We start from the raw sequence: 13,076 nt of genomic DNA on the forward strand, positions 1-13,076 counted from the left end.
CTTACCTTCTATACGCGGCGAGCGCCACAATGGCCGCACCCGCCGTGCAGGAAATCAGGAAATTGAACCCGGCAAGCGAGATGCCAAACAGCGTCCACGGGGCGACATCGCAGCGGATCAGCGGTGCGGCGGAGATGTTCATCACATCGACGCTCGACGGCAGGGTGGAACAGCCGGTGATCCCCTCCCACCAGCCATATTCGACCCCGGCATGAAAGCCGCCGATCAGGCCGGAGGTGATGATCGCCAGCCCGGCCAGCGCCGTCCACACCCGCGCGGGCTGAATCACGAAGGCGAGCCCCGCGATCCCCAGCGCGGCAAAATGCGGATAGCGCTGCCACCAGCACATCTCGCACGGCGGCAGGCCGAAGCCATATTGCGCGATATACGCACCGCCCAGCAAGGCGGCGGGAACCAGCACGGCAAGCAGCCGCGCCTTGCCGAAACTGTTCATGCAACCCGCCTCAACGCTTGGCAGGGCGGGCGGGCAAGGCCGGTCTCAGCGCGACAGTGCTCTTGGTGGTGCGGCGCAGGGTCTCCATCGCATAATGCAGCTGGAAATCCTCGACGCCCTGATCCTTGAGCTGTTCGGCGGTCAGCTGGAAACGCGGATCGGCGATGGTGTCGGCCTCCAGCTCCTCGTCCTTGATGCCCAGCTCGTTGATCAGATGGCCGCGCAGATCGCTTTCGCGGGTCTGGTACTTCATCCGTAGCGCAAGATCGGGGTCGGACAGCTGCGGCACCGCGATGTCGGGCTTGATCCCGCCTTCCTGCACCGAATTGCCCGCAGGCGTGAAATAGCGCGCGGTCGTCAGCTTCAGCGCCGCATCCCGGCCCAGTGGTAGCAGCGATTGCACCGAACCCTTGCCGAAGCTGCGCTCGCCCATGATCAGCGCACGGCGATGATCCTGCAGCGCGCCCGCGACGATTTCTGATGCCGAGGCTGACCCTGCGTTGATCAGCACGATCACCGGCACGCCTTCGGCCATATCGCCGCGATAGGCGGTTTCGGCATCGTAGAGGATTGTTTCGCCGCGCGCGCGCCCGCGCTGGCTGACGATCCGGCCATCGGTCAGGAACAGGTCGGCCAGCTCCACCGATTCGTCCAGACTGCCGCCCGGATTGTTGCGCAGGTCGAGCACCAGCCCGCTGACGCGTCCGGTCGCTTCTTCGCGGATCGCCTGCCACGCGGCGTACACATCCGCGCCGACATCGGCGGAAAATTCGTTGACGGTGATGACGCCGATATTGCCCGCGCCAAGTTCATGCGTGACCGGTTCGAGCTCGATCACGCCGCGGGTCACGTCCACTTCCAGCGGCTCTTCGCGGCCGGGGCGGAAGATCGTCAGCTGGATCGTGCTGCCCGATGGCCCGCGCATCTGCGCCACGGCATCATCCAGACTGCCACCATAGATGAGCTTGCCATCCAAATGGGTGATGAAGTCGCCGGCCTTGATCCCGGCATTATCCGCCGGACTGCCATTGAACGGCGAGATCACTTTGACCGCGCCATCCTCCAGCACCACCGACAGGCCGAGGCCGGAATAATTGCCGTCGATCATGGTTTCGAGCCGCTGCAGATCGCCGCCATCGAGATAGGCGGAATGCGGATCGAGCGCCGCCAGCATCCCGTCGATCGCGCCGCGGATCAGGACGTCATCCTCCACCGGCTCGACATAGCTGGCCTTCACCCGCTGGAACACCGCGAACAACTTGGCGAATTCCGGCCCGGCGCGGCCATCGACCTGGGCCATGGTGACGGTGGTGGCGGGGATCAGCGCCACCGCGGTGACAAGCGCAGCGCTGCGCAGGAGAGCGGCGATTTTCATTGGACGTGCAAGGCTCCTTCAGGACGCGAATGTATAGGTTCGGCCAGCTTAACGCCAGATGAGAGCGCGGGTGCCGCCACCCTGCGTATCCGGACGGGACAGGTGGGCCTGAATTCCTGCCGCCAAGATCGGCGCTAGCGTAGGAATTGCAAGGGGTTGACCGGATCGCTGTCACGGCGCAGTTCGAAGCTCACCGGCGTCGCCCGCCCGCCCGCGACGCCGATCGGGCTGCCGCCGATGACGCCGTCGCCGACCACTGCGTCGACCCGCGCGAGGCCGGTGACGAGGCTGGTCCAGCCGCCTTCGTGTTCGATGATGACGATTCGGCCGAACCCGCGATATGGCCCGGCAAAGGCGACGCGGCCATCGGCGGGCGCGACCACCTGCGCGCCGTCTGCGGGCGCGAGCACCAGTGCCGTGCTGGCGATCCCGCTGTCGCGGATCGCTCCGAAGCCGACCAGCGTGCGCCCGTCGACCGGTAGCTGGAACCCGCGCGGCGGCGGGGTGCTGGCAGATGGGACGGGAGCGGAAGGTGATGCCGCCGCCACGTTCGCTGCGGAGCGCGGTGCAGCCAGGTCAGCGGGGCGCGGCACTGGACCGGGCAACGCCGCCAGTTCGCGCCGCAGTGCCGCCACTTCATCCAGCCGCGCCACCAATCCATCGAGATCGCGCGCTTCCTCGCCCAGCGCGAGCGCTCGCTCGGCCTCACGCGATGCCGCCCCGCGCGCCGTGCGCGATGCAATGCGCTGCTGCGTTTCGAGCGCGGCCAGCTGCGAGCGGCGGGTGCGCAAGGCCTGCTCGCCGGCGCGCACTTCGGCCAGTGCGCGGCCCGCTTCGGCCTCCAGCGCGCGCCCGCGATCCAGTTCGGCGCGCAAACCGGCCGTGCGGGCGCGGATCTGCGGCACCGCACTGTCGAGCACGGCGCGCACGTAGACGACCTCCTTGAGCGAACCGGGTTGCAGCGCCGACAGGGCGAGCGGGCGGCGTGACGCCGTCTGCAATGCGGCGGCAAGGCGGGCGGTGGGTTCCTGCTGCCGGGCCAGCCGCGCAGTCAACGCACCGCGCTCGGCACTGGTCAGCGAATAGCGCGCGCGAGCCACTTCGATATCGGCTTCGGCCTGCTGGATGCGGGCGGCGAGCGCAGCGGCCTCGCGTGCGGTGCGGCTGGCGGCTTCGGTAGCGGCTTCGGCCTCGCGGGTGAGGCGCGCGGCGCGGCTTTCGGCGCGGCGGCTTTCGCGGGTCGCACGGGCAAGCTGGGCCTCGGCCTCGGCGGGCTCCAGCAGCAGCGCCGTGCGCGCCGCCCGCGATTCGGGCAGCGCCACGGCCATCGCCGCCGTCAGCACTATGGCGAGGCACAATGCCGGGATCGCAGGGGTCAGGAGCCCGGGGGTCAGGAGCGCGGGGCGGTTCATGATCCTACCCTGCCCGATGATAGGGATGCCCGGCAAGGATGGTGACCGCGCGGTAGAGCTGCTCCATCAGCATTGCGCGGGCCAGCATATGCGGCCAGGTGGCGGGACCGAAGGCGAGCAGCAGATCGGCCGAGGCGCGTTCGGCGTCCGAATGCCCGTCTGCCGCGCCGAGCATGAAGCGGGTTTCGCGCACGCCTTCATCGCGCCAGCGACCGAGCAGGGCGGCAAAATCCTCCGACGTCATGGCCTTGCCGCGTTCATCCAGCAGCACGGTGCGGCAGGGGGTAAGCGGATCGCCGACCTTGCCCGCGCCCGTCTCGGGCCACTCGGTCAGTTTGACCGGCCACGTCATCCGCTTGGCATAGCGATCCACCAGCTCGCCCTCAGGCGACCGGCCGATCTTACCCCGAGCGATGACGTGGAGGAGGATAAGAGAGTCCCTTTCTCTCACGGCGAAAGGCTGCGCCTTGGCCTTCGAGGGGCGGCCTGCCGGCCGGCGGGCAGTCGCCCTTTTGCGGTCCGCGTCGCAGCCCGTTTCGCAATGGATCGGCCACAAAGTGGCCGCAAGGGCGACCGCCCGCCCGCAGGCGCTCAAGCCCAAAGGGCTTGAAACAGCGCCAAGGACGCTCGCCCGGACGGGGGCGAGCGCAAAACAAATTACGCCCGGCCTTGCGTCGCTTCCCCGCCCTCGAACGACCACATGCGTTCAAGGTTGTAGAAGCTGCGCACTTCGGGGCGGAACAGGTGCACCACAACGTCGCCCGCGTCGATCAGCACCCAGTCGGCAGCCGGCAGGCCTTCGATCCGGACGTGGCCGAACCCGGCCTTCTTGATCGCTTCGCCCAGCTTCTGCGCCATCGACGCAACCTGCCGGGTCGAACGCCCGCTGGCGATCACCATGTGATCGGCAATCGAGCTTTTTCCCTCGAGCGGGATCGACACGATTTCCTGCGCCTGATCGTCGTCAAGCTGGGTCATTACCAGCTGGTGCAGCGGATGATCGCTCATCTCAGCGTGCGCCAGCGATTGGGCCGCCTGCGCCGCGGCTTGTGCCGGGGCGAGCGGAATGGATGCAACTAATGCCTCGGTCATCGGCAATCGGGTATCTCCAGAGTTCAGGGCGATGAAGACCGGCATTGCGCAGGCAGACAGGCGAGAAGGACGAAACGCGAGAAATGCGCTTCATGCCTTTTCCTCTGTCCGGATGCTGCGAAAAGTCAGCCGGTCGCGCAGCGGCACATCAATGTCGTCGTCGTCGCGATCCCTCCCGAGGATATCCTCGGCCCACCCGGCATTGGCACGGCGGATTGCCGTGGCCGAGCGGTCGTCAGGATCGAAACGCAATAACACCAGGGCCGGTGCGCTCCATTGCCCCCGTTTCCGAAAACTGGCGGCAGACACACGATTGCGTCTGAACCAGGCCATGGCGGGGCTCGTCATGGCCGTTCCATCATAGCCGGGGCGGGCGATCACCGCAATCGGCATTGTCCGCGCGATTTGTCGCCAGTCTTTCCAGCGGTGCAACTCGGCGAGGTTATCGGCCCCCATCAGCCAGACGAAGCGCCGTTTAGGATAGCGGCGGACAAGCGCGCGGAGCGTGTCGACGGTATAACGTGTGCCCAGCTGCTGCTCGATCGCGGTGGGCACGATTCGCGCACGGCGGGCCTGCACTTGTGCCGACCGCAGCCGCGCTGCCAATGGCGCCATGCCGGCTTTCGGCTTCAGCGGATTGCCGGGCGAGACCAGCCACCACACCTCGTCCAGCCCCAGCGCGTCGGCCGCGAACAGGCTGATCCGCCGGTGCCCGCCATGCGCGGGGTTGAAGCTGCCCCCCAGCAGCCCCGTTGTGACCGGGCGTGAGTTCAAGCGCCGTTTTCCTCAGCGGTCAGGGGCGAGTTTGGCCCGCGCCGCGAACCTGCCACTTGTAGGTGGTCAGCCCTTCGAGCGCGACCGGCCCGCGTGCGTGCAACCGCCCGGTGGCGATGCCGATCTCCGCGCCCAGTCCGAATTCGCCCCCGTCGGCGAATTGCGAGGAGGCGTTGTGCATCACGATGGCGCTGTCGACCTGCGTCAGGAATTGCTCGGCCACGTCCTTGTCCGACGTCACGATGGCATCGGTGTGGCCGGAGGAGTGGCGCGCGATGTGGGCCAGCGCAGCTTCGAGATCATCGACCATCGCCACCGACAGCACGGCGTCGAGATATTCGGTGTCCCAGTCATTCGCACTGGCGGGAGTGACGCGCCGGTCGAGCGACCGGATCCGGTCGTCGCCGCGCACTTCGCAGCCCTTGTCGATCAGGGCGGCGACCAGCTTTTCGCTCTCGGGAAAATCGGCGTCGATCAGCAATGTCTCCATCGCACCGCAGATGCCGGTGCGGCGCAGCTTGGCATTGAGCGCGATGTTCTGCGCCATCTCCGGGTCGGCGGCGGCATGGACATAGGTGTGGCAGATGCCGTCGAGATGCGCGAGCACCGGGACGCGGGCATCGGCCTGCACGCGGGCGACCAGGCTCTTGCCGCCGCGCGGCACGATCATGTCGATCAGCCCGCTGGCGGCCAGCATCGCGCCGACGGCGGCACGGTCCTGCGTCGGCAGCAATTGCACCGCTTCGGCGGGCACCCCGCCCTCGGCCAGTCCTTCGGCCAGTGCGGCGTGGATCGCGCGGTTGGAATGCACCGCCTCGCTCCCGCCGCGCAGCAGCGCCGCATTACCAGCGCGCACGCACAGCGCGGCGGCATCGGCGGTGACGTTGGGGCGGCTTTCGTAGATTATCCCGATGGTGCCGATCGGCACGCGGATGCGCTGCAGGTGCAGCCCGTTGGGCCGCTCGGCTGTGTCGATCACCTCGCCCACCGGATCGGGCAGATCAGCGACCGCGCGCACGGCTGCGGCAATCCCGGCGAGCCGCGCTTCGTCGAGCGCGAGCCTGTCGAGCATCGCCTTGGCAATGCCGCGCGCCTCGCCAGCGGCGATATCCTCGGCATTGGCGGTAAGAATCGCGGGGGCCGAGGCTTCGAGCCGGTCGGCAGCAAGGTGCAGCGCGGCGGCCCGCTGCGCGCTGGTCATGGCGGCAAGCTTTCGCTGCGCCAGCCGCGCGGCGCGGGCGAGCGAGCCGATCAGCTCTGTGGGATCGTGGGTTTCGGTGGCGGTCGGTCGTGTTGCTGTCTGGTTCATGGCCGCCCCATAGCAGCCGCGCCGCCTGCTGTCAGGCCCGCCGCAAAGCGCGCCGCGATGCTCAGGGCACGAATCAGGAACAAGACCCCCGCCGCCGCGCAACTTCCGGGTGAGCCGCACGCGCATTTGTGGAACATGGCGCTCAGATGAACCACTCGCCGCGAATCCGCTTCGGTTCACCCCTTGCTGCGCGTTGAAAATCGACCCTTAAGATTTGCGCTGATACTAACCCATGTGTGGGGCGCAAATAATAATATCGGGACCGCAGTGTCAGACAGTATTTCCACGCGCAAGTGGAGCCAGCAGCTTCGGCAGTGGTTCCCCGATCGCGAATTTTTCATGCGCTCCGATGGTCAGGTGCGCTTCATCAAGATTTCGTCGACGCTCCAGATTCGCGCTGCTGCGGTGGTGGTGGCGCTGGTGCTGGGTTGGTTGATTGCGCTGGCGGTGATGGCCTGGGGCCAATACCGCGCCGAAGCCGATCTCGCCTCCTTCGAACAGCAGCGCGCGCGGGTCGCCAAGTCGCAGGAGCGGCTCGAAGCCTATGGCGGCGACATCGGCCGGGTGGTGGACGATCTCCAGCAGCGGCAGGACTTCCTTGAAGACATGGCGCGGATGCTCCCCGAGGATATCGTCGCGGAAGGCGCCGCCACCGGCACCGTGACCGATTCGCGCGCCGAAGCCGCCAAGACGATCGAGAAAGTCAGCCAGTTTTTCCCGCAGGCGCGCGGCCTTGCCGAAGTCGAAGCGCGCCAGCTTGCCGTGGTCGAACGCCTGACCCGTTTTGCCGATGCCCGCTCGCGCCGTGCCGAAGCCGCGATGCGCAAACTGAACCTCGATCCCGGCGTCCTCAGCCGCACGGCGCAACAGGGGATGGATCAGGGAATGGGCGGCCCGTTCGAGGCGCTGTCCGGTTCGTCCGATGACGGAATCGATTCGCGGTTCGAACGGCTCGGCCTCAGCTTGGCGCGGATGACCGCGCTCGAACGCGCGCTCGACGGCATCCCGCAGGTCGTTCCCGCCACGATTGAAAACATCACTTCGACCTTCGGCTATCGCCGCGATCCCTTCAACGGCCGTGCGGCAATGCATGCCGGCATCGATTTCAAGGGTGCGGTCGGCTCGCCGATCTTCGCCGCGGCTGAGGGCCGCGTCACCTTTGCCGGACGCAAGGGCGGCTATGGCAAGGCTGTCGAAGTCACCCACGCCAACGGCTTGATGACCCGCTACGCCCACCTGTCGCGGATCGACGTGACACCGGGCCAGCTGGTCGAAGCCGGGGCGACGCTCGGCGGGCTTGGCAGTACCGGCCGTTCGACCGGCCCGCATCTGCACTTCGAAGTGCGCATCAATAATCGCGCGATCAATCCGCGCCCCTTTCTGGAGACCGCCCCCGATGTTCTCAAAGAAGTCCGCTCCGGCCGACCGGACCGCGCCACCGGCGCCGTCGCGGCCAGCAAGTAAGGGCAACGCAATGGCTTCTGGCTCGACCTTTTCGGTGATCGGCGCGGATGTGGTGATCAAGGGCGATATCGCCGCCACCGCCGATCTGCATGTCGACGGCACGATCGAGGGCGACATCAAATGCGCCTCGCTGGTGCAGGGCGAATCGAGCAGCATCAGCGGCGCCGTGGTCGCCGAAAGCGCGCGCATGGCCGGCACGGTGACGGGTTCGATCACCGCGCGCGATCTGGTGATCCTCAAGAGCGCACGGATCGAAGGCGATGTGCATTATGATGCGCTGACCATCGAACAGGGCGCGCAGGTCGACGGGCGTTTCGCTCCCAACGCGCGTCAGGCGGTCAAGGCCGTGCCGAGCGCGCCGAGGGTCGAAGCGGCGGAGTAGCGAAAGCTACAGCACCTCCGCCCGCAGCGCCTTGCGGTCGAGCTTGCCGATGATGGTGCGCGGCAGGTCGCTGCGGATCACCACCTGATCGACGCGTTCGTGCTTGCCGATCTTCGCGTTGAGCCAGCCCGCCAGTTCCTCTGCCGTCGCGGCCGCGCCTTCGTGTAACGTGATGTAGGCGCGCGGAACCTCGCCGCGGTATTCCTCGGGCACGCCGATCACCAGCGCCTCTTTCACCGCCGGATGTTCGAGAATCACGTCCTCGACGACGCTGGGGAACACCTTGAACCCGCCGACCGCGATCATGTCCTTGATCCGGTCGACGATTTCGAGGAACCCGTCCTCGTCCACGCGCGCGACATCGCCGGTGCGCAGGTACCGCTTGCCATCGCGCTCCACGAAGGTGTCGGGGTCGGTTTCGGGCCGGTTCCAGTAGCCGCGCATCACCTGCGGGCCGCACACCGCGAGTTCGCCGGGCTCGCCCTCGGGCGCGAGCCGCTCGGGATGTTCCTTGTCGAGCAGGATCACTTCGGTGCTGGGCACCAACTGGCCGATGGTGCCGCGCTTGCGCGTTCCTTCATACGGATTGACCGAGACCACGCCCGCGCTTTCGGTAAGGCCGTAGCCTTCGACCAGCCGCACGCCTGTCGCTTCCTCGAACCGCACATGCACCGGGCCGGGCATCGGCGCGCCGCCCGATATGCAAACTTTCAGGCTGGAAAGGTCGGTCTTGGCGAGATCGGGGTGGTCGAGCATCGCCTGAAACATCGTCGGCACGCCGGGAAAGCCGGTGCAGCGATACTTCTGGATCGTCTCCAGCACCTGTTTGGTCTCGAACCGCGGTACCATCGCGATCGAGGCGCCGGTGTAGACCGCATGGTTGAGCAGAGCTGTGTTGGCAAAGACATGGAAGAACGGCAGCGCCCCCATGAACACTTCTTCGCGGGCATTGCCGAACGGGTTGATGCCCGCGACCTGCTGCGCGTTGATGCTCAGCTGATCGTGCCCCAGCATCGCGCCCTTGGGCCGTCCGGTAGTGCCGCCGGTATATTGCAGCAGCGCCAAATCGGTATGCGGATCGATGGCGACAGGCGTAGGAGCAGCGTTTGCAGGCGTCATGTCGGCCCAGCTGCGCACCACCGGACCATAGGCGACGTCGGCGATCTGGCTGCGCTTCAGCAGCTTGAGCGCGATGCCCTTGTACCACGGCAGCATGTCGGCGAGGCTGCCCACCACCAGCGTTTCCAACCCCGAAGCGGCGAGCACCTTGCTGGCGGTGGTGTAAAGTTCGGGCACGTCCAGCGTCACCAGCAGTCTGGTGCCGGAATCGTCCACCTGCCAGGCGAGTTCTTCGACCGAATAGAGCGGCGAGAAATTGACCACGATCGCGCCCGCCATCATCGCCCCGTAATAGGCGGCGGCATAGATCGGCACATTGGGCAGGAACAGGCCGACCCGGTCGCCCTTGACGATGCCCGCCGCCTGCAGCCCCGCGGCAAACCGCTGGGCTTCGCTGTAAATCTCGCCGTAGCTGTAGGTCCGCCCGAGGAAATGCAGGATCGGCGCCTGCGGGTCGGCGCGCATGGTGCGCTCCAACATGTCCGGAAGGCTCAGCGCCTCGAACCGGGTGTCCTGCGGCGTGGGGTGATGGTAGGCAGCGTTACTGACAGGCATGTCAGTAATATTGGCGGACAATGCGGGCGTGCACAAGCGAAACCGGCGAGGCAAACGCTAATTTTTCGCAATTGCGGCGTGTTGCCGCGGCCGGAGCGTTTGGCGCGCTCCGGCCAGCAGGACTCAGTCCTTGAACCCGCTTTCGGGGTCGATCTTTTCTTCGTTCGCTTCGGCCTCGCGGCGGGCGGCGAGCCAGGCTTCGGCCTCGGCTTCCTGCGCGGCCTTGCCAGCCGCCTGGACGTTGGCGTCGCGTTCGGCGCGCAGTTCCGCGATCAGGTTTTCGCGGTCGTTGCGCTCGGGCTTGGCGACCGGTTCGGCGTCTTCGACGATCCCGGCGCGCTTGGCCGCCTTGGCCACCATCGCATCCAGTTCGCGCTGCGAACACAGGCCCAGCGTCACCGGGTCTTTCGGCTGGATGTTCTGGATGTTCCAGTGCGACCGGTCGCGAATCGCGCCGATGGTGTTGCGGGTGGTGCCGATCAGCTTGCCGATCTGCGCGTCCGACACTTCGGGATGGCTGCGCAGGATCCACGCGATGCCATCGGGCTTGTCCTGCCGCTTGGACACGGGGGTGTAGCGCGGGCCCTTGGTGCGGGTCACTTCGACCGGCGCCTTGTGCATCCGCAGCGAATAGGTCGCGTCGGCCTGACCGGCCTCGATCTCGCCCTGCGTCAACTCGCCCGAGTGCACCGGATCGCGGCCGGTATACTTGCTGCCGGCCAGATCATCGGCCATCGCCTGCACTTCGAGGATGTGCAGGCCGCAGAATTCGGCAATCTGCTCGAACGACAATGCGGTGTTGTCCACCAGCCAGGTCGCAGTGGCGTGCGGCATCAGCGGCTTGGGCTGATCCTTGATAGCCATGGGAAATCTCCGTTCAAAATAGAAGGGCCGCCCCTTTCGGAGCGGCCACATTGCCAGCCTAGATAGGCGATGGCGCATCAAACGGCAAGGAAAAGGGTGCAGGACACCAGCCTGCATTGCGCGCGCAGTTTTGCGCGGTCTAGAACGCGGCCATCGCCCGAAGCGAGACCGCCTCCCTTTGCTCCAGCGGAGCCAGTCCGGCGAGGAACTGCCGCGTCGCCGCCTCCCACGAATAGGTCGCCCCGTAAGCCGCGCAGGCCGTGCGGTCGCAGTAGCGGGCGGCATCGATCGCGCGGGTCAGATCTTCGGACAGCGCGCCGACATGGTCGGTGACTATATCGAGCGGGCCAGCCACCGGAAAGGCCGCCACCGGCGTCCCGCAGGCCAACGCTTCGATCATCACGAGGCCGAAGGTATCGGTGCGGCTGGGGAAGACGAACACATCGGCCCCGGCATAGCAGCCCGCCAGATCGGCCCCGGTCCGCTTGCCGAGGAACAGCGCCTCCGGAAACTTCGCGGTCAGCGCCGCCAGCGCCGGACCGTCGCCGACCACGACCTTGGTGCCGGGATAGTCGCAGGTCAGGAAAGCCTCGATGTTCTTCTCGACCGCGATGCGCCCGACATAGAGCAGGATCGGACCTTCGATTGCAGCATATTCGGGCGGCGCGGGTGCAGCAGGAGAAAAGCACGCGAGATCGACGCCGCGGCTCCAGTGCGTGAGGTGCGTCAGTCCCTGTTCGCGCAGTTGCGCGCGGATCGTCTCGGTCGCCACCATGATCGCCTCCGCCGGGCGGTGGAACCAGCGGATATAAGGCCAGAACACGCGTGCGGGCAGGCCGGTGCGGCGCGAAAGATAATCGGGGAACTGGGTGTGATAGGCGGTGGTGAACGGCACCTTGCGGCGCAGGCAATACGCCCGCGCGGCAAAGCCCAGCGGGCCTTCGGTGGCGATATGCACCGCGTCCGGCGCGATGTTCGCCAGCCGCCGCCCGACTGCACCGGGGACAGTCAGCGCCAGCCTGATCTCGGGATAGGTCGGCGCAGGCATCGAAGGATAGTCTTCGGGCGAGATCACGGTGACGTCATGACCCCAGCGGCGCAGCACATCGCAGGTGGTGGACAATGTGCGCACCACGCCGTTGGTCTGCGGATGCCACGCATCGGTGACGATTGCGATGGATTGGGGCGCACCGGGCGCAATCGCGGTCGAGGCGGTGTCGGGCAGGATCGTCGTGTACCGGTTCACGCCGCCTCGCGTGCGGGATCGGCCGCTGCAGTTGCGGACGCAGGCGCTTCGTCACCGCCTTCTTGTGCGATCCGGCGCTTGATCTCGTCGGCCCAGTGGAGGATTTCCATCCGCCCGTCGTGATGTTCGACGAGCGCGTTGCAACCTTCCACCCAATCGCCGTCGTTCCAGTATTCGATCTGCCGCCCATTGTGCTCGAAATAGCGGAACTCGGCGGTGTGGATGTGGCCGCACACCACCCCGTCGACCCCGCGTTCCCCGGCGGCGCGGGCGACGACTTCCTCGTACTTGCCGATGAATTCGACCGCGTTCTTGACCTTGTGCTTGGCCGCCTTGGACAGCGACCAATAGGGCTTGCCCAGCCAGCGCCGGAACGCGTTGACCGTGACGTTCAGCTTCATCATCAGGTGGTAGGCATGATCGCCGACGAAGGCGAGCCAGCGGTGCGACAGCATCACCGCATCGAATTCGTCACCGTGCAGCACCATCAACCGGCGACCGTCGGCGGTGTCGTGGAAGGCGGCGCGGCGGATCTCGATCCCGCCGAAGTTCAATCCGGTGAACTGCCGGAACATCTCGTCATGGTTGCCGGGGATATAGACCACCCGGGTCCCTCGCCGGGCGCGCTTCATGATCCGCCAGACGATGTCGTTATGGGCAGAGGGCCAGTAGAACTTCTTCTTCAGCCGCCAACCATCGATGATGTCGCCGACCAGATACATCACCTCGCTGTCGGTGCGGTCGAGGAAATCGATCAGCATGTCGGCGTTGCAGCCCTTGGTGCCCAGATGCACGTCGCTGATCCAGATCGTACGAAAGCTGCGCCGCTCGGCCCCCTCGGGCTCGGGAATGCGCGGGGCGGTGAGCGGAAAGCTGGCGATGTTGTCGGTGATGATGTCGGTGAGGTCGGCAGCAGTCATGGGAAAACCCCCGGATGTCATGTCGCTTGACCACTCTGTGGCAGCGAAATGTTACAGGGGACTCACAGGGCAATGACGGTTTCGGGTCAGTTTCCGGTCAGGGCCGCGTC

The 13,076-nt window shown here is 66.6% G+C and carries 13 protein-coding genes; 2 read left to right on the forward strand and 11 right to left on the reverse strand.

The window, feature by feature from the left end:
* Position 1 precedes the first annotated feature (1 nt).
* The 7 genes from Q0L48_RS13230 to Q0L48_RS13260 all read right to left on the reverse strand — a co-directional run bounded on the left by Q0L48_RS13230 (position 2) and on the right by Q0L48_RS13260 (position 6,416).
* Positions 2 to 454 carry a disulfide bond formation protein B gene (locus Q0L48_RS13230; protein ID WP_296721701.1) on the reverse strand — a complete coding sequence of 151 codons (453 nt, stop codon included), beginning with the start codon at positions 452 to 454 and terminating at the stop codon, positions 2 to 4.
* A 10-nt stretch (positions 455 to 464) separates the two neighbouring features.
* Positions 465 to 1,829 (reverse strand): S41 family peptidase, encoded by a 1,365-nt coding sequence (locus Q0L48_RS13235; RefSeq protein ID WP_296721703.1) that lies wholly within the window; start codon positions 1,827 to 1,829, stop codon positions 465 to 467.
* A 134-nt stretch (positions 1,830 to 1,963) separates the two neighbouring features.
* Complete coding sequence (locus tag Q0L48_RS13240) at positions 1,964 to 3,241, reverse strand: peptidoglycan DD-metalloendopeptidase family protein (protein WP_296721705.1); 1,278 nt, start codon at positions 3,239 to 3,241, stop codon at positions 1,964 to 1,966.
* Between the two features lie 4 nt (positions 3,242 to 3,245).
* Positions 3,246 to 3,671 carry a 23S rRNA (pseudouridine(1915)-N(3))-methyltransferase RlmH gene (locus Q0L48_RS13245; protein WP_296721893.1) on the reverse strand — a complete coding sequence of 142 codons (426 nt, stop codon included), beginning with the start codon at positions 3,669 to 3,671 and terminating at the stop codon, positions 3,246 to 3,248.
* A 227-nt stretch (positions 3,672 to 3,898) separates the two neighbouring features.
* Positions 3,899 to 4,249: a ribosome silencing factor gene (gene rsfS, locus Q0L48_RS13250; RefSeq protein ID WP_296721707.1), complete on the reverse strand. Its 351-nt coding sequence runs from the start codon at positions 4,247 to 4,249 to the stop codon at positions 3,899 to 3,901.
* Positions 4,250 to 4,423: 174 nt separating this feature from the next.
* Positions 4,424 to 5,107: a nicotinate-nucleotide adenylyltransferase gene (locus tag Q0L48_RS13255; RefSeq protein ID WP_296721708.1), complete on the reverse strand. Its 684-nt coding sequence runs from the start codon at positions 5,105 to 5,107 to the stop codon at positions 4,424 to 4,426.
* A 19-nt stretch (positions 5,108 to 5,126) separates the two neighbouring features.
* On the reverse strand, positions 5,127 to 6,416 hold the full coding sequence (locus Q0L48_RS13260) for a glutamate-5-semialdehyde dehydrogenase (protein WP_296721711.1): 1,290 nt from the start codon (positions 6,414 to 6,416) through the stop codon (positions 5,127 to 5,129).
* 267 nt (positions 6,417 to 6,683) lie between these two features.
* On the opposite strand from Q0L48_RS13260, the gene Q0L48_RS13265 reads away from it, so the two are divergent.
* Together Q0L48_RS13265 and Q0L48_RS13270 are read left to right on the forward strand one after the other, a co-directional pair.
* Entirely contained in the window at positions 6,684 to 7,880 is a 1,197-nt protein-coding gene (locus Q0L48_RS13265) for a M23 family metallopeptidase (RefSeq protein WP_296721712.1), read from the forward strand.
* 10 nt (positions 7,881 to 7,890) lie between these two features.
* Positions 7,891 to 8,262 (forward strand): polymer-forming cytoskeletal protein, encoded by a 372-nt coding sequence (locus Q0L48_RS13270; RefSeq protein ID WP_296721714.1) that lies wholly within the window; start codon positions 7,891 to 7,893, stop codon positions 8,260 to 8,262.
* Positions 8,263 to 8,268: 6 nt separating this feature from the next.
* On the opposite strand, the gene Q0L48_RS13275 is transcribed toward Q0L48_RS13270, so the two are convergent.
* The 4 genes from Q0L48_RS13275 to Q0L48_RS13290 all read right to left on the reverse strand — a co-directional run bounded on the left by Q0L48_RS13275 (position 8,269) and on the right by Q0L48_RS13290 (position 12,966).
* On the reverse strand, positions 8,269 to 9,936 hold the full coding sequence (locus tag Q0L48_RS13275) for an AMP-binding protein (protein ID WP_296721716.1): 1,668 nt from the start codon (positions 9,934 to 9,936) through the stop codon (positions 8,269 to 8,271).
* 123 nt (positions 9,937 to 10,059) lie between these two features.
* On the reverse strand, positions 10,060 to 10,800 hold the full coding sequence (locus tag Q0L48_RS13280; protein WP_296721718.1) for a DUF1013 domain-containing protein: 741 nt from the start codon (positions 10,798 to 10,800) through the stop codon (positions 10,060 to 10,062).
* 139 nt (positions 10,801 to 10,939) lie between these two features.
* A complete protein-coding gene (locus Q0L48_RS13285; RefSeq protein WP_296721720.1) occupies positions 10,940 to 12,046 on the reverse strand; it encodes a glycosyltransferase family 1 protein in 1,107 nt (368 codons plus the stop codon).
* The gene (locus Q0L48_RS13290) at positions 12,043 to 12,966 is read right to left on the reverse strand and encodes a UDP-2,3-diacylglucosamine diphosphatase (RefSeq protein ID WP_296721722.1); all 924 of its coding nucleotides are present in this window, start codon (positions 12,964 to 12,966) and stop codon (positions 12,043 to 12,045) included. The genes Q0L48_RS13285 and Q0L48_RS13290 overlap by 4 nt, the downstream gene beginning before the upstream one ends.
* Positions 12,967 to 13,076 lie beyond the last annotated feature (110 nt).

Origin of the sequence: Erythrobacter sp. (genome assembly GCF_024305245.1) — a bacterium.
Classification (GTDB): Bacteria; Pseudomonadota; Alphaproteobacteria; order Sphingomonadales; family Sphingomonadaceae; genus Erythrobacter.

Excerpts from the sequence above, each read along its gene's own strand:
- Q0L48_RS13230 (WP_296721701.1), bottom strand. The coding sequence starts at position 454 with ATGAACAGTTTCGGCAAGGCGCGGCTGCTTGCCGTGCTGGTTCCCGCC.
- Q0L48_RS13235 (WP_296721703.1), bottom strand. The coding sequence starts at position 1,829 with ATGAAAATCGCCGCTCTCCTGCGCAGCGCTGCGCTTGTCACCGCGGTG.
- Q0L48_RS13240 (WP_296721705.1), bottom strand. The coding sequence starts at position 3,241 with ATGAACCGCCCCGCGCTCCTGACCCCCGGGCTCCTGACCCCTGCGATC.
- rsfS (WP_296721707.1), bottom strand. The coding sequence starts at position 4,249 with ATGAGCGATCATCCGCTGCACCAGCTGGTAATGACCCAGCTTGACGAC.
- Q0L48_RS13260 (WP_296721711.1), bottom strand. The coding sequence starts at position 6,416 with ATGAACCAGACAGCAACACGACCGACCGCCACCGAAACCCACGATCCC.
- Q0L48_RS13270 (WP_296721714.1), top strand. The coding sequence starts at position 7,891 with ATGGCTTCTGGCTCGACCTTTTCGGTGATCGGCGCGGATGTGGTGATC.
- Q0L48_RS13275 (WP_296721716.1), bottom strand. The coding sequence starts at position 9,936 with ATGCCTGTCAGTAACGCTGCCTACCATCACCCCACGCCGCAGGACACC.
- Q0L48_RS13280 (WP_296721718.1), bottom strand. The coding sequence starts at position 10,800 with ATGGCTATCAAGGATCAGCCCAAGCCGCTGATGCCGCACGCCACTGCG.
- Q0L48_RS13290 (WP_296721722.1), bottom strand. The coding sequence starts at position 12,966 with ATGACTGCTGCCGACCTCACCGACATCATCACCGACAACATCGCCAGC.